This is a genomic window from Falsihalocynthiibacter arcticus (assembly GCF_000812665.2).
Taxonomy (GTDB): Bacteria; Pseudomonadota; Alphaproteobacteria; order Rhodobacterales; family Rhodobacteraceae; genus Falsihalocynthiibacter; species Falsihalocynthiibacter arcticus.
Map to the genome: position 1 here is coordinate 1,883,021 of NZ_CP014327.1, position 26,067 is coordinate 1,909,087.

Annotated in this window: 24 protein-coding genes and 3 pseudogenes; 18 read left to right on the forward strand and 9 right to left on the reverse strand. The window is 52.9% G+C overall.

Annotated features, from left to right (window positions below):
- Positions 1–187 precede the first annotated feature (187 nt).
- Complete coding sequence (locus RC74_RS09345; protein WP_052274735.1) at positions 188–1,216, forward strand: glycosyltransferase family 2 protein; 1,029 nt, start codon at positions 188–190, stop codon at positions 1,214–1,216.
- 51 nt (positions 1,217–1,267) lie between these two features.
- On the opposite strand, the gene mdh is transcribed toward RC74_RS09345, so the two are convergent.
- Positions 1,268–2,230: a malate dehydrogenase gene (mdh, locus tag RC74_RS09350; protein WP_039001421.1), complete on the reverse strand. Its 963-nt coding sequence runs from the start codon at positions 2,228–2,230 to the stop codon at positions 1,268–1,270.
- A gap of 171 nt (positions 2,231–2,401) precedes the next feature.
- On the opposite strand from mdh, the gene RC74_RS09355 reads away from it, so the two are divergent.
- Positions 2,402–3,154, forward strand: a complete 753-nt coding sequence (locus RC74_RS09355) for a sulfite exporter TauE/SafE family protein (protein WP_039001420.1) — start codon at positions 2,402–2,404, stop codon at positions 3,152–3,154.
- Positions 3,155–3,158: 4 nt separating this feature from the next.
- Here the strand turns inward: RC74_RS09355 and RC74_RS09360 are convergent, their stop codons facing one another.
- Positions 3,159–3,479: a hypothetical protein gene (locus RC74_RS09360; protein WP_039001419.1), complete on the reverse strand. Its 321-nt coding sequence runs from the start codon at positions 3,477–3,479 to the stop codon at positions 3,159–3,161.
- 339 nt (positions 3,480–3,818) lie between these two features.
- On the opposite strand from RC74_RS09360, the gene RC74_RS09365 reads away from it, so the two are divergent.
- The 9 genes from RC74_RS09365 (at position 3,819) to RC74_RS09405 (ending at position 10,738) form a co-directional block, all read left to right on the forward strand.
- On the forward strand, positions 3,819–4,673 hold the full coding sequence (locus RC74_RS09365; RefSeq protein WP_039001418.1) for an HpcH/HpaI aldolase/citrate lyase family protein: 855 nt from the start codon (positions 3,819–3,821) through the stop codon (positions 4,671–4,673).
- A gap of 54 nt (positions 4,674–4,727) precedes the next feature.
- Entirely contained in the window at positions 4,728–5,285 is a 558-nt protein-coding gene (locus RC74_RS09370; protein ID WP_039001417.1) for an NnrU family protein, read from the forward strand.
- Positions 5,282–5,485: a DUF1737 domain-containing protein gene (locus tag RC74_RS09375; protein WP_039001416.1), complete on the forward strand. Its 204-nt coding sequence runs from the start codon at positions 5,282–5,284 to the stop codon at positions 5,483–5,485. The genes RC74_RS09370 and RC74_RS09375 overlap by 4 nt, the downstream gene beginning before the upstream one ends.
- Positions 5,482–6,510: a MaoC family dehydratase gene (locus RC74_RS09380; protein WP_039001415.1), complete on the forward strand. Its 1,029-nt coding sequence runs from the start codon at positions 5,482–5,484 to the stop codon at positions 6,508–6,510. The genes RC74_RS09375 and RC74_RS09380 overlap by 4 nt, the downstream gene beginning before the upstream one ends.
- Positions 6,511–6,742: 232 nt before the next feature.
- The gene (gene sdhC, locus RC74_RS09385; protein ID WP_039001414.1) at positions 6,743–7,126 is read left to right on the forward strand and encodes a succinate dehydrogenase, cytochrome b556 subunit; all 384 of its coding nucleotides are present in this window, start codon (positions 6,743–6,745) and stop codon (positions 7,124–7,126) included.
- 9 nt (positions 7,127–7,135) lie between these two features.
- Positions 7,136–7,507 (forward strand): succinate dehydrogenase, hydrophobic membrane anchor protein, encoded by a 372-nt coding sequence (gene sdhD / locus RC74_RS09390; protein ID WP_039001413.1) that lies wholly within the window; start codon positions 7,136–7,138, stop codon positions 7,505–7,507.
- Between the two features lie 12 nt (positions 7,508–7,519).
- A complete protein-coding gene (gene sdhA, locus RC74_RS09395; protein WP_039001412.1) occupies positions 7,520–9,325 on the forward strand; it encodes a succinate dehydrogenase flavoprotein subunit in 1,806 nt (601 codons plus the stop codon).
- On the forward strand, positions 9,325–9,864 hold the full coding sequence (locus tag RC74_RS09400; RefSeq protein ID WP_039001411.1) for a hypothetical protein: 540 nt from the start codon (positions 9,325–9,327) through the stop codon (positions 9,862–9,864). The genes sdhA and RC74_RS09400 overlap by 1 nt, the downstream gene beginning before the upstream one ends.
- A gap of 94 nt (positions 9,865–9,958) precedes the next feature.
- Positions 9,959–10,738: a succinate dehydrogenase iron-sulfur subunit gene (locus RC74_RS09405; RefSeq protein ID WP_039001410.1), complete on the forward strand. Its 780-nt coding sequence runs from the start codon at positions 9,959–9,961 to the stop codon at positions 10,736–10,738.
- Positions 10,739–10,810: 72 nt separating this feature from the next.
- Here RC74_RS09405 and deoD read toward each other — a convergent pair whose 3' ends face one another.
- Both deoD and RC74_RS09415 read right to left on the reverse strand, forming a co-directional pair.
- Entirely contained in the window at positions 10,811–11,515 is a 705-nt protein-coding gene (gene deoD, locus RC74_RS09410) for a purine-nucleoside phosphorylase (RefSeq protein ID WP_039001409.1), read from the reverse strand.
- A gap of 68 nt (positions 11,516–11,583) precedes the next feature.
- Positions 11,584–13,551: a protein meaA gene (locus RC74_RS09415; RefSeq protein ID WP_179946764.1), complete on the reverse strand. Its 1,968-nt coding sequence runs from the start codon at positions 13,549–13,551 to the stop codon at positions 11,584–11,586.
- Between the two features lie 125 nt (positions 13,552–13,676).
- Between RC74_RS09415 and RC74_RS09420 the strand changes: the two genes are divergently transcribed.
- From RC74_RS09420 to RC74_RS09445, 7 genes and pseudogenes are all read left to right on the forward strand, one after another.
- Entirely contained in the window at positions 13,677–15,071 is a 1,395-nt protein-coding gene (locus RC74_RS09420; RefSeq protein WP_039001408.1) for a 1-acyl-sn-glycerol-3-phosphate acyltransferase, read from the forward strand.
- A gap of 133 nt (positions 15,072–15,204) precedes the next feature.
- A complete protein-coding gene (ccrA, locus tag RC74_RS09425; protein ID WP_039001407.1) occupies positions 15,205–16,491 on the forward strand; it encodes a crotonyl-CoA carboxylase/reductase in 1,287 nt (428 codons plus the stop codon).
- 353 nt (positions 16,492–16,844) lie between these two features.
- A pseudogene (locus tag RC74_RS23525) lies at positions 16,845–17,260 on the forward strand (autoinducer binding domain-containing protein); the annotation flags it as partial.
- A gap of 90 nt (positions 17,261–17,350) precedes the next feature.
- Complete coding sequence (locus RC74_RS23530) at positions 17,351–17,557, forward strand: response regulator transcription factor (protein WP_335339593.1); 207 nt, start codon at positions 17,351–17,353, stop codon at positions 17,555–17,557.
- A gap of 96 nt (positions 17,558–17,653) precedes the next feature.
- Complete coding sequence (locus tag RC74_RS09435) at positions 17,654–18,310, forward strand: acyl-homoserine-lactone synthase (protein ID WP_039001406.1); 657 nt, start codon at positions 17,654–17,656, stop codon at positions 18,308–18,310.
- Between the two features lie 42 nt (positions 18,311–18,352).
- Positions 18,353–19,891 (forward strand): ATP-dependent DNA helicase, encoded by a 1,539-nt coding sequence (locus tag RC74_RS09440; RefSeq protein ID WP_039001405.1) that lies wholly within the window; start codon positions 18,353–18,355, stop codon positions 19,889–19,891.
- Positions 19,888–20,613, forward strand: coding sequence for an SDR family oxidoreductase (locus RC74_RS09445; RefSeq protein WP_039001404.1), 726 nt, complete (start codon positions 19,888–19,890; stop codon positions 20,611–20,613). The genes RC74_RS09440 and RC74_RS09445 overlap by 4 nt, the downstream gene beginning before the upstream one ends.
- Before the next feature lie 8 nt (positions 20,614–20,621).
- Here RC74_RS09445 and RC74_RS09450 read toward each other — a convergent pair whose 3' ends face one another.
- The 5 genes and pseudogenes from RC74_RS09450 to RC74_RS09470 form a co-directional block, all read right to left on the reverse strand.
- On the reverse strand, positions 20,622–21,389 hold the full coding sequence (locus tag RC74_RS09450) for a TIGR02186 family protein (RefSeq protein ID WP_039001403.1): 768 nt from the start codon (positions 21,387–21,389) through the stop codon (positions 20,622–20,624).
- 2 nt (positions 21,390–21,391) lie between these two features.
- Positions 21,392–22,305 (reverse strand): annotated as a pseudogene (locus RC74_RS09455) (sulfite exporter TauE/SafE family protein).
- Positions 22,306–22,404: 99 nt separating this feature from the next.
- Positions 22,405–23,369: pseudogene (locus tag RC74_RS09460) on the reverse strand (ABC transporter permease).
- A gap of 3 nt (positions 23,370–23,372) precedes the next feature.
- Positions 23,373–24,473, reverse strand: a complete 1,101-nt coding sequence (locus RC74_RS09465; RefSeq protein WP_039001400.1) for an ABC transporter permease — start codon at positions 24,471–24,473, stop codon at positions 23,373–23,375.
- Positions 24,470–26,065 carry an ABC transporter ATP-binding protein gene (locus RC74_RS09470; RefSeq protein WP_039001399.1) on the reverse strand — a complete coding sequence of 532 codons (1,596 nt, stop codon included), beginning with the start codon at positions 26,063–26,065 and terminating at the stop codon, positions 24,470–24,472. Before RC74_RS09470 ends, RC74_RS09465 begins: the two co-directional genes overlap by 4 nt.
- Positions 26,066–26,067 lie beyond the last annotated feature (2 nt).

Genomic DNA, 26,067 nt, shown 5'->3' on the forward strand with positions numbered 1-26,067 from the left:
CCTAAACACGCATGTAAGGTGTAAATAAACGGTTTTCATTACAATTGGGTGCAATAAAGGGAATTTTCCCACTTTTGTGATCACAGCAATAATTAGTGTGATCACAAAATGCGAAAGCCGAGATTGCTTGTGGTGGATTCGAGAAGTGGTAAATGTGTAATTTACAGGTCGTCCGAAGGATTGATGAATGAAAACAGAAGATTTCGCGTCCAAATGGGCCGTTGTAATGACCGTGAGCGAGCCGAGTGAATTGGTTTTGGCGAATGTCGCCCATCATCTCACGTATGGGGCAAGTGAGATTTTCGTCTATTTGGATACGCCGGACGCGGAACTTGAAGCGGTTTTGGCTGCGCATCCGGCTTGTCATGTCGCCTTGTGTGACGCCGCCTATTGGCAAGTCCAACACGGGATGAAAAAATCTCCCGCGCGACACACGCGCCGCCAAACTTTGAATGCTGATCAGGCAGCCAAGACGACGCAGGCAGCTTGGCTGCTAAATATCGATGCCGATGAGTTTTTGTGGTGTGAGAGTCTATTCGCAGACATTTTGACCACAGTCCCCGAGTCTGCGGGCTGGATAAAACTCCGGCCATGGGAAAGGCGGCGTGATGCTGGCTCTGCTGACGGCCTTTTCGACGGGCGATTTCTGGGGTTAGCTGTGCAGCCGTCCGAAAGTCCACTCACCGACGGCGGCTTCACGGGCCATGTCGTTGGGAAAGCCTGTGTGCGAACTGGGCGAGGGTATGCCCTGACGCTTCATAACCCAAGGATCGGACCCGTCTCGGATAAAAACATTCCAAAATCCTTCGAGAACGACAGTGCCTTCCTGCTTCACTTTGATGGTTTAACGCCATTGCACTGGGCGAGCAAACTGCTTCGGCGTGCAGAAAAAGGCCCAGAATACGTGCGGAATAACTATCGTGGAAAAAGGTTGCGGCAGATTTACTTGGCGGCGCAAACATGCGGCGATCCAGCAAGCCTTGCAAAGCTCCAAAACGAAGTGACGTATATCTTGCCTGAACGCGCAGAGGTTTTAACGGGGGAGGGAAGGCTGCGCACGTTAGATTTGCAGATTCCGCAGGCGCTAAATACGCAGTTTTCGAATGAGGTTATTGATCTTACCACCCAGCATTTCGACAAAAAAATCGCACTACTTCTAGATCAATTGCATGCGCGTGTCGCGGCGCTCGGAGATGTATGGGGAGTGGGGAAATAGAAAAAGGGCTGAGTCTCCCCAGCCCTTTTCGCATTCATTTCCCTTGAAGTCTTAAGCGAGGGAAGGGTCGATCTCTTTACATGCTGCAACCAAACCTTTGACCGCATTGACTGAGCTGTCGAACATTTCTTGCTCTTCTTTGGTCAATTGAATGTCGGCAATGCGCTCAATGCCGCCAGCGCCGATCACGGTTGGAACCCCAACATAGAAGCCATTGAGGCCAAACGCACCATCAACGTAGGCCGCGCAAGGCAGGAGACGTTTTTGGTCCTTGAGGTAGGCTTCGGCCATTTCAATTGCGGAAGTTGCTGGCGCGTAGAACGCAGAGCCAGTTTTCAAAAGACCGACGATTTCGGCGCCACCATCACGGGTGCGTTGGACGATCGCGTCGAGTTTTTCTTGTGTTGTCCAACCCATTTTGATGAGGTCGGGCAAAGGGATGCCAGCAACGGTTGAATACCGAATGAGCGGAACCATTGTATCGCCGTGTCCACCCAAAACAAAAGCTGTCACGTCGCGCATGGAGACGTTGAACTCTGCTGAAAGGAAGTGGCGGAAACGTGCGGAGTCAAGAACGCCAGCCATGCCGCAAACTTTGTGGTGCGGAAGACCTGAGAATTCGCGCAGTGCCCAAACCATCGCATCAAGCGGGTTTGTGATACAGATGACGAATGCGTTTGGCGCATGTTTTGCAATGCCTTCGCCGACGGATTTCATAACCTTGAGGTTGATGCCCAAAAGGTCGTCACGGCTCATGCCGGGTTTGCGTGCGACACCAGCGGTGACGATGCAAACGTCCGCGCCTGCGATATCTGCGTAATCTGTGGTGCCAGACATGGCCGCATCAAAACCCTCGGAGGGGCCGGATTCTGCGATGTCGAGAGCTTTGCCTTGGGGCGTTCCGTCTGCGATGTCGAAAAGGACGACGTCGCCCAGTTCTTTCATTGCAGCAAGGTGAGCGAGCGTGCCGCCGATTTGCCCTGAGCCGATAAGTGCGATTTTGGGTCTAGCCATGAAATTGATCCTTGGTCTGTTTAATCCGCCATTTGCCTATCCATTTGCGGAGCATCACGCAAGGGTGCTGCACTGCGGCAGGGGAAAACTTTGAGGGTTTAGATAGCGCTAACAACCATATAAAGGTGCAGGTAACCATGCTAAAACATGCGCATTTCATTCGGAGACAATATGGAACTGGACCCAACATTTTTCGCATTTGCGGTACCTGCGGTGTTGTTTGCGGGGATTTCCAAGGGGGGATTCGGCAGTGGAGCCTCGTTTGCGGCAACGCCTTTGCTCGCGCTGATTCTCACACCAGGGCAAGCGGTGGGACTCATGCTGCCCCTTTTGATGCTCATGGATTTGGGAGCACTGAAAGCATTTTGGGGAAAATGGAATTGGCCAACGGCCAAGCTCATGATCATCGGATCATTGCCGGGCATTGCTCTTGGGAGCGTGCTTTTTGGGGTCGCAAACCCGAATGTGTTTAAGTTCTTAATCGGGGTCGTTGCCGTTGGGTTCGTTGCCCATCGGATTGCGCTATCGTCCGGCATGCTACGCATCCCCGACACAGAAATGCCCGCTTGGAAAGGGTATTTCTCTGGGGCGGTCTCTGGTTTTACAAGCTTTATCAGCCACGCTGGCGGACCACCTGCCGCGGTCTATTTACTCTCTAAAAGAATGAGTAAAACCGAATTCCAGGCAACAACTGTTATTGTGTTCTGGGCGATTAATTTGATGAAATTTCCGCCGTACTACATGCTTGGGATGTTTACCAAGGAAACGGCGGTTGCGGTTGCCTATCTGGCACCCGTTGCATTTTTGGGCGTGTATTTGGGTGTCATCGGCCACCGCAAGATGCCCGAAACACTATTCTTCCGCGTGACTTATGTGTTTTTGCTCATTACTGGCGGCAAACTCATTTGGGACAGTTTGGTTTAGATTATCAAACTTCGTCACCAGTGAGGGACGCGAGATCTTCGTTCATAGTTTCGAAGGCTTGGCCGGACGCGACAAGGCATGTCTTTCCGTTGGCCATAGTCACCGTAATGGTCCAAGTGCCGGACGTCTGGCTGGCGAAAACTTCGACAACTGCGTTATTTGCGCCCAATCCTATGCTTTGGCGTGTCTCGCCGTATTTATTTGCAAGCCGGTCAACAATTGTTATCCGGTCACCGCAATTTACGCGTTGTTGTGCCTGTGCGCCTTGTGCAACGATCAACATCGCACCAACGGCAAGAGTAAGTGTTAAAAACTGATTCTTCATGTTTCTCTTCCTTTTTCAAAAGGTGCTAAACTCAATGCCGGGCCAATCCAGAGAGGTTCTGGCGGCAGGGGCTTTGCCCGTGTGGTTGCAGGGGTCGTTTCGTTCCGTCGTTTTGGCGGCCATGCCTGACGGACCTCCTAATGCCCAACGTTGGAAACAGCTTGCATTAGCTTAGCAAATAAGTGGTTAAGCCGCCGTACTGTGATCCTTTTCAAAAGGTTGATTTCGTCTGCTGTGAAGTCTCGATGCGTAAAATTCTGCACCGCGGCAATTTTTCCCTTGTCATTTGATGCGGTATGGGGATTGATTGCGCAACAATATTGCGAGGACAGTTATAGCATGCCAGTAGAAACCTCTCTTACCCGCTCCGTTTTATATATCCCAGCTTCCAAGGAACGCGCCTTGGAAAAAGCGCGAGGACTGGAGACCGATGCCATTATCTTCGACCTTGAAGATGCCGTGGCTCCTGACGAGAAAGAAACGGCAAGGGCCGTCCTACGCAAAGCTTTGACACAAGGCGGGTATGGGAGCCGATTGCGCATCGTGCGCATTAACGGAGCGGAAACGGAGTGGGGTAAAGCGGATATTGAGGCTCTTAAAACAATGGATTTCGATGCGGTTTTATTGCCAAAAGTCGAAAGTGCGGCGGATATTTCGAACGTGAATTCCGCCTTGCCTGACGTCCCAGTGTGGGCAATGATCGAGACGCCAAAGGGCATCTTGCATGCCGAAGAAATTGCGGTGCACCCCGCCCTTGAAGGGTTTGTCATGGGTACAAACGATCTCGCCAAGGAACTTCGATGTCGTTTTCGGGCGGACCGATTGCCCCTCATTGGGGCCCTTCAATCGGCCCTTCTGGCGGCGCGCGCGCATGGGGTAATCGCCATTGATGGCGTCTATAACGCTTTCAAGGATGACGCCGGTCTTGCACTTGAGTGTGAGCAGGGGCGCGATCTTGGATTTGACGGAAAGACACTCATACATCCTGCACAACTCGCCACCGCGAACAGGGTTTTCTCGCCTAGCGCTGCGGAGGTCGACTTGGCAAATCGCCAAATTGAGGCCTATGAGACCGCCGAGGCAGTGGGGCAGGGCGTTGCGGTCGTAGATGGGAAAATTGTGGAGAACCTCCATGTGGTTACTGCACGCCAAGTTCTTTCTCAAGCGAAGGCCATTGCAGAGGCCCAAGAATAAAGGCAATGTGAAGCGGATTTACATTGCGTGTCGGCGCAGCTTTTGGAGATTTTCATGACTTTACTTTACCTTGGCCTCGCGCTCTGGATCATTGCCCACTTTTTTAAACGCTTACATCCCGCTTTGCGCGCCAAATTGGGCGACAAGGCCAAAGGCGGCGTTGCAGTGGCCGCGCTGCTTGGTATCGTTGCTATGGTTATTGGCTATCGCAGCGCGTCAATTATCCCAGTTTATACGCCGATGGCGGGTATGGGGCACGCGAATAACCTTCTGATGCTTGTTTCCATTTTCCTATTTGGGGCTGGGAGCGCCAAAGGCGTTACTGCTAGTAAAATCCGTCACCCAATGTTGTGGGGCGTTGTTGTCTGGAGTTTTGCCCATCTATTGGTTAACGGTGATTATGCATCGGTTGTTTTATTCGGCGGAATGGGGATTTGGGCGTTGGTGCAAATGATTCTCATCAACCGCGCCGAGGGTGTCTGGGCACGGCCTGTGGCTGGCCCAATTAACAAAGATATCCGCACCGTCTTTATCGCACTGATCCTCTATGGCATCATTTCTGGCATTCACATTTGGCTTGGATACAGCCCATTTCTAGGAACCTACGGATGAAAATTTATCGCCTTCTAACCGAAGAAGACACTTCGGCCTTTTGTCACAAAGTCTCGCTGGCGCTGAGCAAAGGATGGGAGCTTTACGGCAGCCCAACCTATGCATTTGATGCGGCAAACGGTGTTATGCGTTGTGGTCAAGGGGTCACAAAAGAGGTCGATACGCCCTATACTCCCGACATGAAACTCGGCCAGCAATGAGCAAAACCAACGCTGGGCGCTTTTTTGAGGATTACGCCGTGGGGCAAGAGATTGTCCACGCGGTGCCACGCACGCTTTCGGGAGGGGAGCGCGCGCTTTATCACGCGCTTTATCCCGCCCGCCATGCGTTGCAATCCTCGGATGAATTTGCGCGCAGCGTTGGGTATAGTGAAGCGCCGATGGACGATTTGATCGCGTTCCACTCGGTTTTCGGCAAAACAGTGCCTGACATCTCACTCAATGCTGTCGCCAATTTGGGCTATGCGGAGGGGCGTTTCTTGCGGCCAGTATTTGCTGGCGACACATTAACGGCGACCTCAGAAGTCGTTGGCGTAAAGCAGAATAGCAACGGGAAATCCGGCGTCGTTTATGTGCGTACTCGCGGCGAAAATCAGCGCGGTGAGACCGTGTTGAGCTATGTGCGCTGGGTTATGGTGCGCAAACGCGACCTTGCATCGGCCCCTCCACAAACGGTGATCCCCGACCTTGTGGATCATGTCGCGCCAGTTGATTTACCCATTCCAGAAGGGCTGGATTTTACAGGATACGACTTCGCGCTGGCAGGGGAGCCGCATCGCTGGGCTGATTATTCCGTCGGTGAAGTCATCGATCACGTCGACGGCGTAACCATCGAAGAAGCTGAACACATGCTGGCAACGCGGCTGTGGCAAAATACCGCTAAAGTTCATTTTGATACCACGGCGCGCGCCGTGGGGCGGCGGTTGATTTATGGCGGACACGTGATTTCAATGGCGCGGGCGCTGTCTTTCAACGGCCTTGCCAACGCGCAACTCATCGCGGCCATCAACAGCGGCGCACATGTAAATCCGTGTTATGCAGGCGATACGATCCGCGCCTGGAGTGAGGTTTTGGATAAAGCTGAGACCTCCGCCCCTAATGTTGGTGCGCTTCGTTTGCGGCTAGTTGCAACAAAAGGCAGGGCAGGAGGGTTGCGTGACGCGGATGGCAAGTACTTGACCGATATTCTGCTCGATCTTGACTACTGGGTGCTTGTCCCACGCTGATTTTGCATTCCACTGGATTATTATAGGAGTCGGGGCAAATTTAAAATCTGCACGACACTTGTTACTCTATTTGTGATCACGGCAATTGGATGCGTGATCACAAAACTCAAATTTATACCGCTTTGTTTATGTTTCAAGCATATTTACGACTCTGAAAGAGTGACATGTGTAAAAAATGCGGTATTAGTTGTGAAACCGATCCAAAGGCATCTTATCCTGAAAGGGTGAACCCATGGCTGACATGAAGCAGAGCAAGCGCCCGCTCTCTCCGCATCTCCAAATCTACCGCCCCCAACTTAACTCGATTACGTCGATCCTTTCGCGGATCACGGGCAACGCGCTCCTTGTGAGTTTTGTCCTCGTTGTGTGGTGGCTCTTTGCGGCATCAACAGGCGAAGAATATTTTGCGGTAGCTAACGGCGTTCTGACGTCTTGGCTGGGGCAATTCGTAATGGTGATTTCGCTTTGGGGCATTTGGTATCACTATCTTGCAGGCTTGCGTCATTTGTATTTTGACTCTGGGCGCGGGCTTGATCCTGTGACTGCGGATAAATTGGGATGGGGCTGTATCATTGGCTCCGTCGTTCTTACCCTGTTAACCTGTGTCATCGTTTAGGAGGCCACTATGAGTTATATAACTGATCGTAAACGTGCAGAAGGCAAAGGCGCTTCGGGCACAGGCACCCTAGACCATTGGTTCATGCAAGTCAGCGCCGTTGGCCTCGCCGTGTTGGTGCCCACGTTCTTGTTCATTTTTGGTCGCGCTTTCGGTGGCAGCTATGAAGAGGTGCTCGCCACCTTCGCGCGCCCCGTCCCTGCGATCCTTTCCGCCCTTGTGTTGGTTTTTGGTCTTCTGCATTTCCGCAAAGGTGCGCAGATGATGATCGAAGATTACATGAGCGGTTCAAGCCGCAAAATCGCGATTATCGCGGTGATCCTCTTTTCCTACGGGTTGATGGCTACTGGCCTTTTCGCCCTCGCTAAAATCGCGCTTTAAGGAGCTGGCTCCATGTCTGCATATGAATACGAAACCCACGACTATGATGTGGTTGTTATTGGTGCCGGTGGCGCAGGTCTGCGCGCAACCCTTGGGATGGCCGAACAGGGCCTCCGTACCGCTTGCGTAACCAAAGTTTTCCCAACACGAAGCCATACTGTTGCGGCACAGGGCGGCATTGCGGCGTCGCTCTCCAATATGGGGCCGGATAACTGGCAGTGGCACATGTTTGACACCGTTAAAGGCTCCGACTGGCTTGGTGACACCGACGCGATGGAATACCTCGCCCGCGAAGCGCCCAAGGCGGTCTATGAGCTTGAGCATTACGGCGTGCCGTTTTCGCGCACCGAAGAAGGCAAGATTTATCAGCGTCCCTTTGGTGGCCACACAACTGAATTCGGCGAAGGCCCTCCCGTGCAACGGACCTGTGCCGCTGCTGATCGGACCGGCCACGCTATTCTCCACACACTTTACGGTCAATCCCTCAAGCATAACGCCGAATTCTTTATTGAATACTTCGCGATTGATTTGATCATGTCCGAGGACGGCCAATGCCAAGGCGTTGTTTGCTGGAAGCTTGACGATGGTACAATCCACGTCTTCAACGCCAAGATGACTGTTCTTGCGACGGGCGGCTATGGGCGTGCCTTCTTTAGCGCGACGTCTGCGCACACGTGTACGGGCGACGGCGGCGGCATGGTTGCCCGCGCTGGGCTTGCATTACAGGATATGGAATTCGTTCAGTTCCACCCAACCGGCATTTACGGATCGGGCTGTTTGATCACTGAGGGCGCGCGCGGAGAGGGCGGTTATCTGACCAACTCCGAAGGCGAACGCTTCATGGAGCGCTATGCGCCCACCTACAAAGACCTCGCGCCACGCGACTATGTTTCGCGCTCGATGACGATGGAAATTCGCGAAGGGCGCGGCGTTGGCAAAGATGGCGATCACATCCATCTTAATCTAAGCCACCTGCCCAAAGAAGCTCTTGCCGAACGCCTTCCTGGTATCTCGGAAAGCGCACGCATTTTTGCGGGTGTGGATGTCACCAAGGAACCGATCCCCGTTCTGCCAACGGTGCATTACAACATGGGCGGCATTCCAACGAACTATTTCGGCGAAGTTCTAAACCCAACTGCCAAAGATCCTAACGCTATTTTGCCGGGCTTGATGGCCGTGGGCGAAGCTGGCTGTGCGTCCGTGCACGGGGCCAATCGTTTGGGGTCGAACTCCCTGATTGACCTTGTCGTCTTTGGCCGCGCGGCGGCAATCAAAGCTGGCAAAATTGTTGATCCAGAAGCTTCCAATCCTGTGCTCAATCAAGCCTCCGTTGATGCGGCCTTGGATCGTTTCGATACCTTGCGCTATGCAAAAGGCAACATCTCCACCGCCGAGTTGCGCCTCGAAATGCAGAAAACCATGCAGGCCGATGCCGCCGTGTTCCGTACGGATAAATCCTTGGCCGAAGGCGTTGAGAAAATGACCGTCATCGCTGGCAAAGTCGATGACCTCAAAGTCACTGACCGAAGCCTCGTTTGGAACAGCGACTTGATGGAGACGTTGGAACTGACCAACCTTCTTCCAAATGCAATGGCAACGATTGTGGGCGCCGAAGCCCGCAAAGAAAGTCGTGGCGCGCATGCCCATGAGGATTATCCCAAGCGCGATGACGAAAAATGGCGGGTTCACACCATCAGTCGCGTCGATGGTAACAAAGTTGACCTGACATATCGTCCGGTTGTGACAACACCTCTCTCCACGGAAGCCGAGGGCGGGATTAGCCTCGCGAGAATCGCTCCCAAAGAGAGGACGTTCTAATGCGTCTGTCTTGGGCCGTCTTAGGACTTTTGGGGGTTGCAGCTTGCGGTCCCACTCCACCGAAGACACCGAAAAACACGGATGAATGCCAGTCCTATGCCGCAAGCCGCGCTGGGCTGAGTTTTTCATCGGTTGGGGCAAAACAGGCGTATTTTAGTAAAGTTGTGACCGATACACATGGCGACAACAAAACTGTACGCTCCACATACCTTGGCTGCTTGGACCAAATTGGCGCGCTTCCAGAAGGCGTGAACTCTGTAGGCCAATCGGGGTCTATTCCTATTGGCGAGCGCACTGGAAACCGCAGCGACGTGATGTCGGGCGGAGCTGGCTACAAGATCGTCTCCTTTCGATCTGAGGGCCCTGGCATGATCGCGAGCGCTTCGGCCACGGGAACAGAGCCGCTCCCGCTTGAGTATGCCGGAATTTCTGGCGGAGCGGACCTTTGGTCCACCTTGTCACAATCACAACAAAAACGCGTGCAGTCTTACTTGTCTTCGGGGGGCGCGTTTATGTCTTCCCTTAAGGGAGGCCTATAATGCGGAACAGTCATATGAGCGCAAAAATCGCTCCGAATTACAGCAAGCTTGGTGTTGATATGGTCGAGCGAGCCACAAAGAAACGGGTGCTATAATGGTAGAGTTTACACTTCCAAAGAACTCCAAAATCAAAGTGGGCAAAACTTGGCCCAAACCTGCTGGTGCGACGAATTTGCGGAAATTTCAGATTTACCGCTGGAATCCAGACGATGGCAAAAACCCCCAAGTTGACACCTATTTTGTCAATTTGGATACTTGTGGTCCGATGATTTTGGACGGGCTTATTCAAATCAAGAATGAGATCGATCCAAGTCTCACATTCCGTCGCTCCTGTCGCGAGGGCATCTGTGGATCATGTGCGATGAACGTCGGCGGGATCAACACGCTCGCCTGTATCTATGGCATGGACGAAGTGAAGGGCGACGTGAAGATTTATCCGTTGCCACATATGGAAGTGGTCAAAGACCTTATTCCAGACCTGACACACTTCTACGCACAGCACGCGAGCATTATGCCGTGGTTGGAAACCAAATCTAACCGCCCCGCCAAAGAGTGGAAACAGTCGATTGACGACCGCAAAAAGCTGGATGGCCTATACGAATGCGTCATGTGTGCTTGTTGCTCAACATCCTGCCCGAGCTATTGGTGGAACAGTGATGAATATCTTGGACCGGCGGCGTTGCTGCATGCCTATCGCTGGATTGTAGATAGCCGCGATGAAGCCACGGGCGAGCGTTTGGATGATCTTGAAGATCCGTTCAAACTGTACCGTTGCCACACGATTATGAATTGCGCGAAAACTTGTCCCAAGGGCCTTAACCCCGCAAAATCAATTAGCCACATCAAACAGATGATGGTCGAACGCGCAGTTTAAAAAATACAAAATGTTTAAAAAAGGGGCCGGACAATCTGTCGGCCCCTTTTGCGTTCCGGCTTCTAAGCCGATTTAGGCAAATGCGGCTTCAAGGGCAATTTCTACCATGTCGCCAAAGCTTTTTTCACGTTGATCGCTCGGAAGGGCTTCCCCTGTCAAAAGATGGTCAGAGACCGTCAGGATCGCCAAGGCACGGCAACTGTGGCGCGCAGCCAGATTATAGAGTTCGGCCGCTTCCATTTCCACGCCCAGAATGCCGTGACGGATCATCTGTTCATTCAAATCGGGGCGCTCGTCATAGAAAACGTCGCTGGAATATATGCCGCCAACATGGGTGGGCGTGCCGCGGGATTGCGCCGCATCGGCGGCCGCGCGCAACAGGCCGTAATCTGCGCAGGGCGCAAAATTCATCTCTTTGAAAATCCCGCGTGACGGGGTCGAGAGGGTCGTTGCCGTCATGCCGATGATAACGTCACGGACCTTGATGGATTCTTGCATGCCACCACAGGATCCAATGCGGATGAGGGTTTTTGCGCCATAAGTTGTGATCAACTCGTTAACGTAAATTGAAAGGCTGGGCATGCCCATTCCGGTGCCATGGATGGTCACGCGGTTACCGTTCCACATGCCAGTATATCCAAGCATGCCACGCACTTCATTGACCAGTTTAACGTCGGTCAGAAAGGTTTCAGCGGCCCATTTTGCACGATAGGGATCGCCCGGTAATAAAACGGTTTCAGCAATGTCACCGGGGGCTGCGCCAATATGGACTGTCATTCGGACCTCTTAAGTTTGACTGGATGGTCAATCTCTGCACAAAGCTTGGAGCGAGCGCAAGTAGTGTCTTACTGTGCCGCGATCGTTACAGGCGTAACAAGGGCGACAATATCAAACATGATTTTGTTCATTTCAAAGTCTTTCGGCGTATAAATTCGGGTAAGTCCCATTGCGAGCAGAGTTTTTGCATCGTCTTCGGGAATAATGCCGCCAGCGACGATGGGGATATGCCCAAGACCAGCATTCCGCATGCGCTCAACGAGTTCCCCCAATAGGGGAATGTGGCTGCCGGATAGGATCGACAATCCGACAATATGCGGCTCCTCGCGCAGGGCTGCTGCAACGATTTCTTCTGGTGTAAGGCGGATGCCTTCGTAGCATATTTCCATGCCACAATCACGTGCGCGGGTTGCGATTTGTTCGGCCCCGTTTGAGTGACCATCAAGCCCCGGTTTGCCGACGAGGAACTTGAGGCGACGACCAAGGGACGCGCTTACGCCTTCAACGGCAGCGCGAATTTCTTCAAGGCCTTCCGTTTGGTTCGAGACGGTTTTGCGCACACCAGTGGGGGCGCGATATTGCCCGAAGGCAGTGCGCACAACGTCGCCCCACTCGCCCGTCGTAACGCCGGCTTTTGCGCAGGCGATGGAGGGTGGCATGATATTGGCGCCGGATTTCGCGGCCGCGCGAAGAGCCGCGATTGCGGCTTGTACTGCGGTATCATTGCGCGCTTCCTTGAAGGCCACAAGACGGGCGATTTGGTCCGCTTCTGCGGCGGGATCGGCAGCCATAATCGCGCGTTCCCCTGCGGTAAGGGGGCTTTCTTCCGTTTCGGTCCATCGGTTTACCCCGACGACCGTGGTTTCCCCCGTTTCTATTTTTCTCAAACGGTTCGCGTTGCTCGTCACAAGGCGGGATTTCATGTATTCAATCGCCGCGATTGCCCCGCCCATTTTGTCGATCTGGGCCAATTCAGCGCGAGTGCCCTCTTTTAGGGACTCCACTTTGCGTGTGACTGCTGGGTTTTCGTCAAACAAGTCGTCGAATTCCAAAAGATCGGTTTCATATGCCAAAATTTGCTGCATCCGGAGGGACCATTGTTGATCGAAGGGGCGCGGCAGACCGAGGGCTTCGTTCCACGCAGGGAGTTGCACTGCACGGGCGCGCGCGTTCTTTGAAAGGGTCACCGCGAGCATTTCGATAAGAACGCGATAGACATTGTTCTCCGGCTGCTGCTCGGTCAACCCGAGGCTGTTGACTTGCACGCCATAGCGGAAACGTCGGAATTTTGGCTCCTCAATGCCATATCTCTCTCGGGTGATCTCGTCCCATAGGTCCACAAAGGCGCGCATTTTGCAAAGTTCGGTCACAAACCGGATACCTGCGTTAACAAAGAAGCTGATGCGCCCAACCATTGCGGGGAAATGCTCGGCTGGGACTTTCGTGCGTAAATCATCCAGAACCGCGATCGCCGTTGCAAGGGCAAAAGCCAGTTCTTCTTCGGGCGTCGCTCCGGCTTCCTGAAGGTGATAGGAGCACACGTTCGTTGGGTTCCATTTCGGTAGGAATTCGCGCGTATAGGCCGCGACATCCGTGAGCATGCGAAGGGATGGCTCGGGCGGGCAAATATATGTGCCGCGGCTGAGGTATTCCTTGATGATGTCGTTTTGGACGGTCCCCTGTAAGGCCGACACATCCGCCCCTTGCTCCTCCGCTGCGGCGATATACAACGCCAAAAGCCATGGGGCCGTGGCGTTGATCGTCATGGACGTGTTCATTTTCTCAAGCGGGATTGCATCAAAGAGGGCGCGCATGTCACCGAGGTGGTTGATTGGGACGCCAACTTTTCCCACTTCGCCACGGGCAAGTTCGTGGTCGCTATCGTACCCAGTTTGCGTCGGCAGATCAAAAGCCACAGACAATCCAGTTTGCCCTTTAGAAAGGTTCGAGTGGTAGAGCGCGTTGGAGGCTTGAGCCGTGGAATGTCCAGCGTAGGTGCGGAAAAGCCATGGCTTGGATTTCTCGGAAATTGGCATAATCAAACCTTCGCGTAATTTTGATGCGTTATTATACTTATAATTGATCTATAGTTTCACTGTCAATCGCTGCGTTGCGGCATCTTGGGCTTTACCTAGGGGTCTGCGACTGAAACATTGGCACAATGTTTCAAACCGTTGAATTTCCAATTTGGCTAGTTGTTCTCGTTGCCCTCTTGGCTGCGATATCGACGCTTGATCGCATTCTAGTACCCTCCGTGCGCTGGTTTTTTCGCCGTCGTATGGAGCGGGTCGTCGCGCGGATAAATCTCAGGCTCCAGCGTCCAATTGAGCCATTCAAGCTCGCGAGACGTCACGATATGATCCAAAGGTTGATTTATGACCCTAAAGTCGCAGAAGCAATTCAAGAGCATGCGGAGGCTAAAGGTATACCCGAAAATGTCGCCTTTGAAGCGGCGCATAGATATGCGCGCGAGATCGTACCATCATTCTCGGCGACAGCCTATTTTGGCTTCGCGATAAAAATCACACGTTGGTTTTCCCGTAGTTTTTATCGTGTCCGTCTTAGATATTCTGACGAGGAAAGTATCGCTCAGATCGCGCCTACAGCAACGGTGGTTTTCGTTATGAACCACCGCTCGAACATGGATTATTTCCTCGTGACATATCTCGCGGCCGAGCGAAGCGCCTTGTCATATGCCGTTGGAGAGTGGGCGCGCGTATGGCCTCTACAGGGGTTTCTCCGCTTTATGGGAGCCTATTTTATTAGGCGAAAGTCGCATAACTTACTCTATCGTCGCGTTCTTGGACGGTATGTTCAGATGGCGACTGAAGCTGGTGTTGCACAGGCCGTGTTCCCCGAAGGGGGGCTTTCTCTCTCGGGAAAAGTGGGGCCACCAAAGCTCGGAATCCTCAGTTATGTGATCTCTGGTTTTCACGGTGATGATGGCCGCGATGTTGTGTTTGTTCCCATCGCTTTGAACTATGATCGTGTTTTGGAAGATCGTGTTTTAATTGAAGCTGCGACCACGGGGTCGCGCAAATTTGGGTTCAGTTTTTTTAAGATGCTCGGATTTGTTCTTCGCCAGTTCCGCTTTTTCCTGACGGGTCGGTTCCACCGCTTTGGCTACGCCGCAGTGAGTTTTGGGCAGCCATTGTCTTTGCGGGAGTTTGCAGCCGAAGTACCAAAGGCAACCCATGATGAGCTCACGAAAACTGTGGGGCGGGAAATGATGAAACGTGTGCGCGAGGTTGTGCCGGTTCTTCCTGTTCCCTTGGTTGCCCTGATTTTAACCAGATCAACCAAGCCGTTGAGTCGCGAACAAATAGAAGCGCAAATGGGGGAGATTATTCAGGGCCTTAAAGAGATTGGTGCGCATGTGCATATCCCACGGGAAAATATTTCCTATGCTACCGACGTTGGTTTGCGCATCCTATTGCTAAGACAATTTATCCGTGAGGCATCTGGAACCTATACAATTACAGAGGATTCCAAAGAGTTTACGGCGTATTATGCGGCCTCAATTGAGCATTTGGTGGACGGCGAGCTTGTTATTTGATGGGAATGCGCTGCATCTGCTCGGTTATAAAGTTTCAAAAATGACGCCTAAATGGTTGTAATATTGCTTTTAGGTCGGTAATTCTTTCTTTAAGGCGCGTGATTCTGCGCCGCAGAAACCGATGGAGGCCGCCATGGCTCTAGATACAGAAAGCAAATTTCCTAGCAACGACGGTGCTAAGCTTGACCTATATGAGGTCGGTCAAATGCCGCCTTTGGGGCATGTCCCAAAACAGATGTATGCTTGGGCGATCCGGCGCGAGCGTCACGGTGAACCGGATAAATCTTTCCAACTTGAAACTGTGGCTGTTCCCGAAATTGACAGCTATGAAGTTTTGGTTTTGGTGATGGCCGCAGGTGTTAATTACAATGGTATCTGGGCGGGGCTTGGCGTTCCGATCAGCCCGTTTGATATTCACAAACAGGACTTCCACATTGCCGGTTCCGACGCTTCAGGCGTTGTTTGGGCGGTTGGGGATAAAGTTACGCGCTGGAAAGTTGGCGATGAAGTTGTGATCCATTGCAACCAAGACGACGGCGACGACGAGGAATGCAATGGTGGCGATCCTATGTTCTCATCGAGCCAGCGGATTTGGGGATACGAGACACCCGATGGGAGTTTCGCGCAGTTCACACGCGTGCAAGCGCAGCAATTGATGCCACGCCCCAAGCACCTGACGTGGGAAGAAAGTGCGTGCTACACACTCACCCTCGCCACCGCCTACCGGATGCTGTTTGGGCATCATCCACATGAGTTGAAACCGGGCCAAAATGTTTTGGTTTGGGGGGCCTCTGGTGGGTTGGGCAGCTTTGCTATTCAGCTCATTAATACCGCTGGGGCGAATGCAATTGGGGTCATTTCCGATGAAGAAAAACGCGCATTTGTGCTCGGGCTGGGGGCAAAAGGGGTCATTAATCGCAAAGACTTCAACTGTTGGGGGCAACTCCCGACGGTAAATAGCCCCGAATACAAAGACTGGTTCAATGAGGCGCGCAAATTCGGCAAGGCCATTTGGGATATCACGGGTAAAGGCGTGAATGTTGACATGGTTTTCGAGCATCCGGGCGAAGCGACGTTCCCAGTTTCAACCTTTGTTTGCAAGAAGGGCGGTATGATCGTCATTTGCGCAGGAACGAGCGGCTTTAATCTGACGATGGACGCGCGTTATGTATGGATGAACCAAAAACGCATTCAAGGCAGCCATTTCGCGCATTTAAAACAAGCCGCCGCGGCGAACAAATTGATGTGTGAGCGGCGTATTGATCCATGTATGAGTGAAGTCTTTGGTTGGAACGACATTCCACAAGCGCACCTCAAGATGCTACGAAACCAGCACCAGCCTGGGAATATGGCTGTGTTGGTTCAGGCACCTCGTACTGGATTGCGTACACTCGAAGACACTTTAGACGCGAATCTCTAATCCCGATTGTGCCCGCGACTCACCTGTGTTGCGGGCACAAATCTAGACGACGAACAGGCCCCCTATAGCTTTCAAAGCGTTAAAAGAGGCCGCCTCGCTATTTTAGGGGAGGAATAATATGCGAATACCCAATTATTTAACTCGTGCTACGGTTGTGTTAGTACTCTGTTACCCACTGTGAAAGAGACTCGTTATGACAAACGACTGGATACTGAGCGTTCTCACCGACCTACAAGTTTTTGCTGATGCAAACGATATGCCTCAGCTCGCCTTACAGCTTATTGAGACGAAAATATTGGCAGTCGCCGAGCTCTCTCAGAATCCGGAAAACCCAACAAGGGCGTTTAACGGGTATGAAGCGGAAGTTGGAGAGTATTATCGATCAGTTGGGCCAAGCGCAATCGCTTGAGGCTCTGCAAGATCAGGTATTTCAGATTAGGGACCTCTATGAGGTCGAGCATTTGGTTTATCATTCAGTCAATTCTACAGGTCAGCAATACGCTGCGCTCACCTATGAGGACGCCTGGGTCGATCACTACATCGAGACCGATTTGGCGCGGGTTGATCCCGTGGTCAAAGGGTGTTTCCAGCGGTTTCATCCCGTCGACTGGAAGCGTTTGGATTGGTCGTCCAAAAAATCCCGTGACTTTTTGGGGAAGCTGTTGCTAAAGGCGTCGGCAACCAAGGATTTTCCGTTCCAATACGCGGTCCAAACGGGCAGTTTGCTCTCTTTTCGGTGAATCAGAAATGCGGCGACGAGGAATGGGAGAAGTTTACAGACCACAGCATTCAAGATTTAATTCTGGTTGCACATTACCTTAACCAAACTGCCCTGCGCATTGAACGTGGAACAGATGAGATGGCGACACGTGCCCTGTCTCCTCGTGAAAAAGATGCGCTAACTATGCTTGCGCTCGGGTATAGTCGTGCTCAGGCTGCCGAAAGCCTTTCCATTTCCCGCCATACTTTGCGCGTTTACATCGAAGCAGCCCAGTTCAAACTAGGAGCCGCCAATACAACCCATGCCGTGGCGCGCGCGATGGCGCAGGGGTTGCTCGTCGTGTGAGTGTTGCGCAATTCGCGGGCAGGGCGCTCGCCTATGTTTGAGAATCTTTAGCCCTACGAAATAGACATCAAGGTGCCAATAACGACGGAGGGCACCATGATCCATTATCTTTATGCAGACCAACTCTCAACCTACCCAAAACTGCGCGACGGAATGTTCCGCGATCGCGCTCTTCAGTTTAAAAACCGCCTTGGTTGGGAGGTCGAAGTCGATGCAAATGGCAAAGAATGTGATGACTATGATGCCCTCAACCCCCTTTATGTGATTTGGGAAAATACCGACGGAACCCACGGTGGCTCCATGCGGTTTCTACCAACGACAGGCCCGACTATGGTCAACGATCATTTTAACGAGCTGTCTGATGGGGTGCATATCGAAAGCCCTCTTATTTGGGAATGCACGCGGTTCTGCCTCGCCCCAAATGCGCCTGCTGGCACGGCTACGGCTTTGATGTTGGGTGGCTCCGAAGTGGGGGTGAATTTCCATCTCAGCCACGCTGTCGGGGTTTTTGATGAACGAATGGTGCGCATCTTTTCACGCCTTGGCTGGGGCCCCGTCATTATGGGAACTCAAGGAGAGGGGCGTGATGCTATTAGCCTTGGTTTTTGGGAGTATTCCAAGGAAATTCGCGAAAAAATGTACGAGAAATCGGGCATATCAGCGGCACAGTCGGCGCAATGGTTTAATCGTGCCTTTGGTACCCCATCGGCACAAGTTGGCGACGCGGAAAAATCTCTAACCTTCGCTATGTGATATAGACTGGCAACCTCTGGGGCGGCCCTGTAATGTCGCCCCATGATCCTGCCAACCATTACCTATTCCGAAGATCAGGCCGAAGCCTTTGACCGCGTAACCGAAGTGTTGCGGGAGGCAGGCGTTGATCTTGAAAATTCAGTAATGACACCGTTAAGTGATGGAAAACAAAAGGCTTTGGCTGTGATTGGGAAGGCCGGATCCGGCAAAACCCTTTTGCTGGCGGAACTGTATAAGGCGCTTGAGGCCGCGGGCGTTGATGTTGTCTCCGGCGACTACGAAGGCAAGAAACGCAAATCGCGGCGCACACTTGCGATCCTTGCCCCCACCAACAAAGCCGCGAGCGTTTTGCGCAATCGTGGGGTGCCAGCGACAACGATTCACCGCATCCTTTATACCCCCGTTTATGATCCCGAATACGAGAAAATCGCCGAATGGTTGGCGGGCGAGGGGGAGCGGCCGCAAGTTGAGGGGCTGACCGATGCGGCGCTTGATCGTGCCTTCGCTTTTTTCCAGAATAATAAATCGGTTCCGGGGGCATTGGCCGCAGCAGGGCTTCGTGGTTCGGACTTTATTACCGGCTGGAAGCGCCGCGATGATCCCCTCGACATTGGGTTCATCGACGAAAGCTCGATGCTAGATGAAAAACAATACAATGATTTGCGGGAAATTTTCCCCACGCTGGTTCTTTTTGGAGATCCAGCACAGCTCGCACCCGTAGGGCAGTCGGGCGAGATGATCTTTGACCGTTTTAAAGGCCGTCAAAAGATGGTTCTTTCACGCGTTCACCGTCAAACCCAAGACAATCCTATCCTTGATCTCGCGCATGCTCTTGCCGATGAAAATCTCACGTTTGAGGGGTTTGAGCGGATGATAGAAGAGGCGTCAAAAAAGGACGAGCGCGTGGTTTGGGCACAGCGTGTCGAAAGCGATTTGATGGCGCGCTCTCCTGTCCTTGTGTGGCGAAATGCGACTCGTGTGCGCCTTATTCAGGCGTTTCGCGGTGCTTTTGGAGCTCCGGGAGATGCGCTTTTGCCGGGCGAGCCGCTGATTTGTGACGGGATTGAACTTCCCGCGAAGCACCGAAAAAAACGCATTGATCTTGAGGCGCGCGGGCTAATTAAAGGGGCGCAGGTGGTCTATCTCGGCCCAGGTCGTAATCCGGGTTTTTCGCGCATTCACGTAATGGGTGCCGAAGACCCGCAGGTCAGTGCGGCTTCGATCATCAAAATTGAATTCCCAGACGAAGAAGAGCCCTTCATTCCCTTTGCTGCCCGTATGGGGGCCGCGTTTTTGCACGGGGCCGCGGTAACCGTGCACAAGGCGCAGGGGTCGCAATGGGAAGATGTGCAGGTTTTTGGACCAGATATTTATGCAGCTGCGCGCATGGGACGGGTCGAGGCGGGGCAACCTTTGTGGAAACGGTTGGCTTATGTCGCTATTACACGGGCGGAAAAACGCCTGTTTTGGGTGGTGCGCAATCGTTTGGCCCGCCCAAGTGGTCCGCTGATAACGTCAGATTTGACGGTAAAGCCATCGGTGCTGAAACTGGCGATTGAAAACGAAGGGACAGAGGCATGAAGTCGATTATTATTACGGGTGCCAGCGGTGGTTTAGGCGCAATGACAGCGGATCTTTTCCTGTCACGCGGTTGGCGCGTTGGGTTGATGGCGCGCAATGCAGATAAACTTGCCGAGGTTGCTAATGGTGTTGAAAACGCTGTTCTTTTACCCTGTGATGTAACCAACGAGGTGCAAGTGGCGCAGGCTTTCGACAGCTTTGAGGGCCCCCTTGATGCGCTCTTTAATAATGCCGGAAGCTTTGGGGCTACGGGTCTTATTGATGAGATTAGCCTTGCCGATTGGCAACAGGTTATGGAGGTCAATGTGACAGGGATGTTCCTCTGCGCACGTGCTGCTTTCGGTCGGATGCGCAAGCAGTCGCCACAAGGTGGGCGCATTATCAATAACGGTTCGATTTCCGCAACAACACCGCGTCCGGGGGCGATTTCCTATACGGCGTCCAAACATGCGGTTTCTGGGATCACCAAAACACTGGCGCTCGATGGCCGTCCTTTTGGCATTGCCTGTGGCCAAATCGATATTGGCAATGCGGCCAGTGCAATGACGCAAAAAATGTCGGGTGGCGTGCCACAAGCTGATGGCTCAATTCGGCCGGAACCTGTAATGGACGCGAGCAATGTTGCGGAAACGGTTTTTCACATGGCGAGTCTACCGCTCAATGCGAACATTCTAAACGTAACGGTTATGGCGACCGATATGCCGTTTGTTGGTCGCGGTTAGCGTGGGCCTTAAGCGCGGAAATAGCGGAAGATTGCGCTGGCACCCCAGCCCGCAAAAATTGCGATAAAGAGCGACATAATCCCGTAAATCAGAGAGTGTTGATGCGCGAGGTTGTACAGCCAGCGTTCGACACCCACTTTACGCACCTCAATGGAGGCCTCCGTTTGATTGACAACTCTTCCGTTGCGCACCAGTAAAAAGCGCGTTTTGTATGTGCCCTCGGTCAAGTTCGCGGGCAGAGCAATTGAAGTCCGAAACAGGGTATCCGAGGAAAGTTCGACCGCGCCTTCAAGGAGTTGATACAGTTTTTCTTTGTCGCGAATGCGTATCAGAGCTTCCGTGAAAGTTTCGGAATCAGTGATGTTGCTCGGCGCGCCAACCGAGCGCACAGCGTTGTTGATCGTTATATCATGGCGCAAGTCAGAGGTTTGAGAAAGAATATCCTGTAGAGGAGACGTCGTAGCTACGGCATAGAAACTGGGAGCGGCATCAACTTCGACCGCATCCGTATTTACCCAAATTCCCAATACACGCGACTTGCGGCGGACAAGGACGGGTAACGAGGGGCCCGCAATCGTAATGATAATGTCCAATTCCTCGCCCTCGGGAATCGGCGAGTCGCGTTTAATTGCGCCAAAAATGAGGATTTCAGAGCCGTCAAAATTAGCTGTGATGGCGACGTTATTATGGCTTAGAGCGGCGATGACTTCTTCGCGCGCCGGGGCGGTTACAACACTTGTTAAAAGCAGGAAGGTAGCAAGAAGAAGTGACCGCATTATTAGCTTCCCACCTTGCCCAAAGAGTAAAGTTCGCTGGGTTGGAGAAGTAAATCAAGCGCAAGTTTTCCGCAAACGACCAACACCAGAAGTGCCAAGAGCACACGCAATTGTTCAGCCTTGAGCTTGAGGCCAATGTGAGTGCCAAATTGTGCGCCAACAACCCCACCGATAAGCAGAAGAACCGCAAGGGGCATGTCGACAGTTTGGTTTGTTGTCGCGTGCAAAAGTGTGGTGAAACCGGTTACGAAAATGATCTGAAACAGCGAGGTTCCGATCACAACTTTGGTGGGCATTCCCAGAAGATAGATCATGGCCGGCACCATAATAAAGCCGCCGCCGACGCCCATGATGGCCGCCAATATTCCAACAAGTATACCCACAAGGATCGGGGGATTACACTGATATACAGGCCAGACGTGCGGAATTTCATTTTGAACGGGAGGTTGTGTACCCAGTTGTGTCTGCGTCGTATTGGTACTGCTCCGGGTCTTCTGGACCGAAGGATCGCACGAACGCTCTCGATAAACATGAGCGCACCGATGATGCCAAGGAAAACCACGTAACATAGGGTGACAAGCAAATCTACTTGCCCCAAAGATTTCAGCAGGTTGAAAAGATAAATACCAAAAGCCGCGCCGATCAGGCCGCCGATGAGCAAAACTGTCCCCATCTGAAGGTCGACGGTTTTGCGCTTAAAATGCGCAAGGACGCCGGAAATCGAAGACGCTACGATTTGGTTGGCCCCTGTCGCCACAGCCACGGCGGGCGGGATACCAATGAAAAACAGCAACGGCGTGAGAAGGAAGCCACCGCCCACACCAAACATTCCCGACAAGATTCCCACCAATCCCCCAAGGCCTAACAAAAGGAAGACGCTGACCGATACTTCGGCGATTGGGAGATAAATCTGCATTTGGTTACCCTGCTAGTCGCACAGTCAGTATAAGATGTCGCACGCCGGTTGTAGACCCCCGCATGCGACAAATCGGATCACATCTGTGCAAAGCCGCACTTATTTTTCTTTTACGTAGGGCTGCCCCCAGCGCGCGGCGGAATGGCTTTGCCAACAAACCCTGCGAGGATGATAACTGTGAGCAAATAGGGAAGGGCGTCGATGAATTGAGACGGTACTTCGAACCCCATAAACGATTTGTTTTCTAGATAGGGCGCCGCAGCTGCGAGGAAGCCAAACAAAATGCACGTTCCCATCGCCTGCCAAGGGCGCCATTTCGCAAAAATAAGCGCAGCAAGGGCAATATACCCCCGACCTGCCGTCATATCCTTCACGAAATTAGCGGCAAAACTCGCCAGATATACACCTGCTAGCCCGCACAAAATGCCGGCAATAATGATCGCGCTGTACCGGAGTTTAACCACAGAAACCCCTGCAGTATCCACGGCCGCCGGATTTTCACCCGCCGCGCGCAGGCGCAACCCAAAGCGTGTGCGAAATAAAACGAACCATGTGACAGGCACGGCGATTAACGCCACATAGACCAATATGGTGTGCCCAGAGAGCAAATCCGAATAAATCGGCCCCAGTATCGGCACGTTCGCAACAGAATCCGCAAAGGGCAGTGTGATGTCGTGGAATCGGGCGCTGCTTGGCAGAGAGGGCGTGCGCCCACCAAGACCAAACCACGCAGAGCCAATCACAATCGAAAGGCCTGCCGCAAGGAAGTTGATCGCAACACCTGAGATGAGCTGGTCGCCACGGAATGTGATGGAAGCAACACCGTGCAACATTGAAAGGGCCACGGAACCCGCAACTCCCGCCAAAAGGCCCAGCCAGATCGAGCCTGTTACAAACGCAACGCCGCCAGTGAGGAACGCTGCGCCGAGCATTTTACCCTCAAGGCCAATGTCCACGATCCCCGCGCGCTCAGAGTAGAGGCCCGCGAGGCACGCCAAAAGGAGTGGCGTTGCATAGCGCAAAGTTGAGTCAAGGATCGGGATTAAGATGTGAAAGAATTCCATGTCCTAAGCCCTCTTCTTCGAATTTGCGCGCATGAGAAAAATCCGCTCGACGGGGCCACGGACCATATAGTCGAGGGCGCCGGTTAGAAGAATGACGATGGCTTGAATCACGGTGACCATTTCGCGCGGGATGCCATAGACAAACTGTAATTCCGCGCCGCCTTGCCACAAGAAGCCAAACAAAATCGCCGCGAGAATGACGCCGATGGGATGATTGCGCCCCATCAAGGCCACGGCGATGCCGATGAAACCTGCCCCTTCGACCGCGTTGTGGATCATGCGCTCGGCTTCGCCCATGACGTTATTTACGGCCATAAGTCCGGCAAACGCGCCGGAGATCAACATGGTGATGATCATGATTTTGGCAGGTGAAATTCCTGCATATTTGGAGGCAGTCTCCGAGTGTCCGAGGGCGCGGATTTGATAACCCAAGCGCGTGTGCCACATCAAAACCCAAAAGAACAAACAGCACAAAAGCGCCACGAGGAAGCTGATATTCGCGGGGGCGTGTTTTGAAAATTCAATGCCAAAGGGAGCGAGCATCTCGTGGAAGGTTGGCAAATGCGTACCTGGTGGGAACGCGGCTGTTTCGGCAGCCATTTTGCCTTTCACTTTCATTGGGCCGGTCAACAGATATCCCGTTAAGGCCGCTGCCATGAAGTTAAACATGATCGTCGTTATCACGATATGGCTGCCCCGTTTTGCCTGAAGATAAGCGGGGATAAAGGCCCATGCTGCGCCAAACAGGCCACCAAAAACAATAGCTGCGGGAAGGGCGAGCGTCCAATGTGGCCACGGAACCGCCAATAAAATAACGGCGACTCCAAGGCCGCCAATCGCCGCTTGGCCCTCGCCGCCGATGTTGAACATCCGAGCGTGTGACGCGATGGCCATTGCGAGGCCCGTAAAGATAAAGTTCGTCGCGTAATAAAGCGTGTAGCCCACACCGCGCGAGCTGCCGAACGATCCTTCGATCATCGTGGCGAGCGCGTCAAACGGGTTGGTTCCGATCGCAGCGAGAACAATACCAGAAATTACAAATGCAATGAGCAAATTTATGAAGGGGATAAGGGCAACATCCGCCCATCTTGGCATCTTGTTCATGCGCCCGCTCCGTCACTCTTGTCTGGTGTCATACCGGCCATCATCATCCCCAATTCGCGCTCGTTCGTTTCGCCCGCAAGGCGTTCGCCCATGATTTTCCCGTCAAACATGACGACAATCCGGTCCGCAAGCGAGAGCACTTCTTCAAGTTCAACCGAGACCAGCAAAATCGCCTTGCCTTGATCCCGAAGCGCAACGATTTGCTGGTGGATGAATTCGATCGCTCCAATATCCACACCACGGGTCGGTTGGCCAATGAGGAGTAAATCAGGGTTGCGCTCAATTTCGCGTGCCAGAACAATTTTCTGTTGGTTCCCACCCGAGAAGTTCGCCGCGTGAAGATGCGGGTTCGGGGGGCGAACATCAAAGCGGTCCATCTTGCCTTGAGTGTCTTCAAGGATGGCTTTGTTGTCCATCAAGAACTTGTTTTTGTTGTATTTTGCGTCGTTGTGGTAGCCAAAGGCCATGTTTTCCCACGCTTCAAAGTCAAGGATAAGACCCTCTTCGTGGCGATCTTCGGGGACGTGGGCAATGCCATTGGCGCGGCGAGATTGGCCGTCGCTTTTGGAGCCTGTTAGGTCGAGTTCTTTGCCGTGCAAGCGGATGCTTCCGGTGGCCTTGGCATAACCGCCAAGAACTTCAAGAAGTTCTGATTGGCCGTTCCCCGAGACACCAGCAATTCCCAAAATCTCGCCTGCGCGAATATTGAAGGAAATGCCTTTGACGCGGGTGACCTTATCTTCGTCAACGACCACAAGGTTCTCGACCGAGAGGATTTCCTCACCCGGTTGCGCGGGGGCTTTGTCGACATGCAGCAGCACTTTGCGGCCGACCATCAGTTCGGCCAACTGCTCAGGGCTCGTTTCCGATGTTTTCACCGTCGCGGTCATTTCCCCACGGCGCATGACGCTCACGGTGTCGGTGATATCCATGATCTCGCGCAGCTTATGCGTAATGAGAATAATGGTTTTTCCAGAGGCGCGAAGCCCTTCGAGAATGCGGAACAGGTGGTCAGCCTCATCGGGTGTCAAAACCCCCGTGGGCTCGTCGAGAATAAGGATATCCGCCTTGCGATACAGAGCTTTCAGGATCTCAACCCGCTGACGATGCCCCACCGAGAGGTCTTCAATCAGCGCGTCCGGATCAACATTCAACTCGTATTCTTCTGCCAGTTCCGTGAGCAGCTTGCGCGCCTTGCGCAACGACGGCGTCAGGCGCCAGCCATCTTCGGCCCCAAGGACCACATTCTCAAGAACCGTGAAATTATCAACCAGTTTAAAGTGCTGGAACACCATGCCAATGCCAGCCTTGATGGCGGCCTGACTGTCAGGAATGACCGTTCGTTTTCCGCTAATAATAATCTCGCCCGCATCGGCCTTGTAGAACCCATAGAGGATCGACATCAGCGTCGACTTACCAGCGCCGTTTTCGCCAATAATTCCGTGAACGGTGCCCTTTTGGACGGTGATCGAGATGTCTTTGTTGGCTTGAACAGGGCCGAAAGCCTTGGAAATGCCGCGCAACTCGATAGCGGGAGCGGGGGATGTTGGAGCGGCAGTTTCCTGCCGCCCCTTTTCTGGTGCCAAAGCCATTC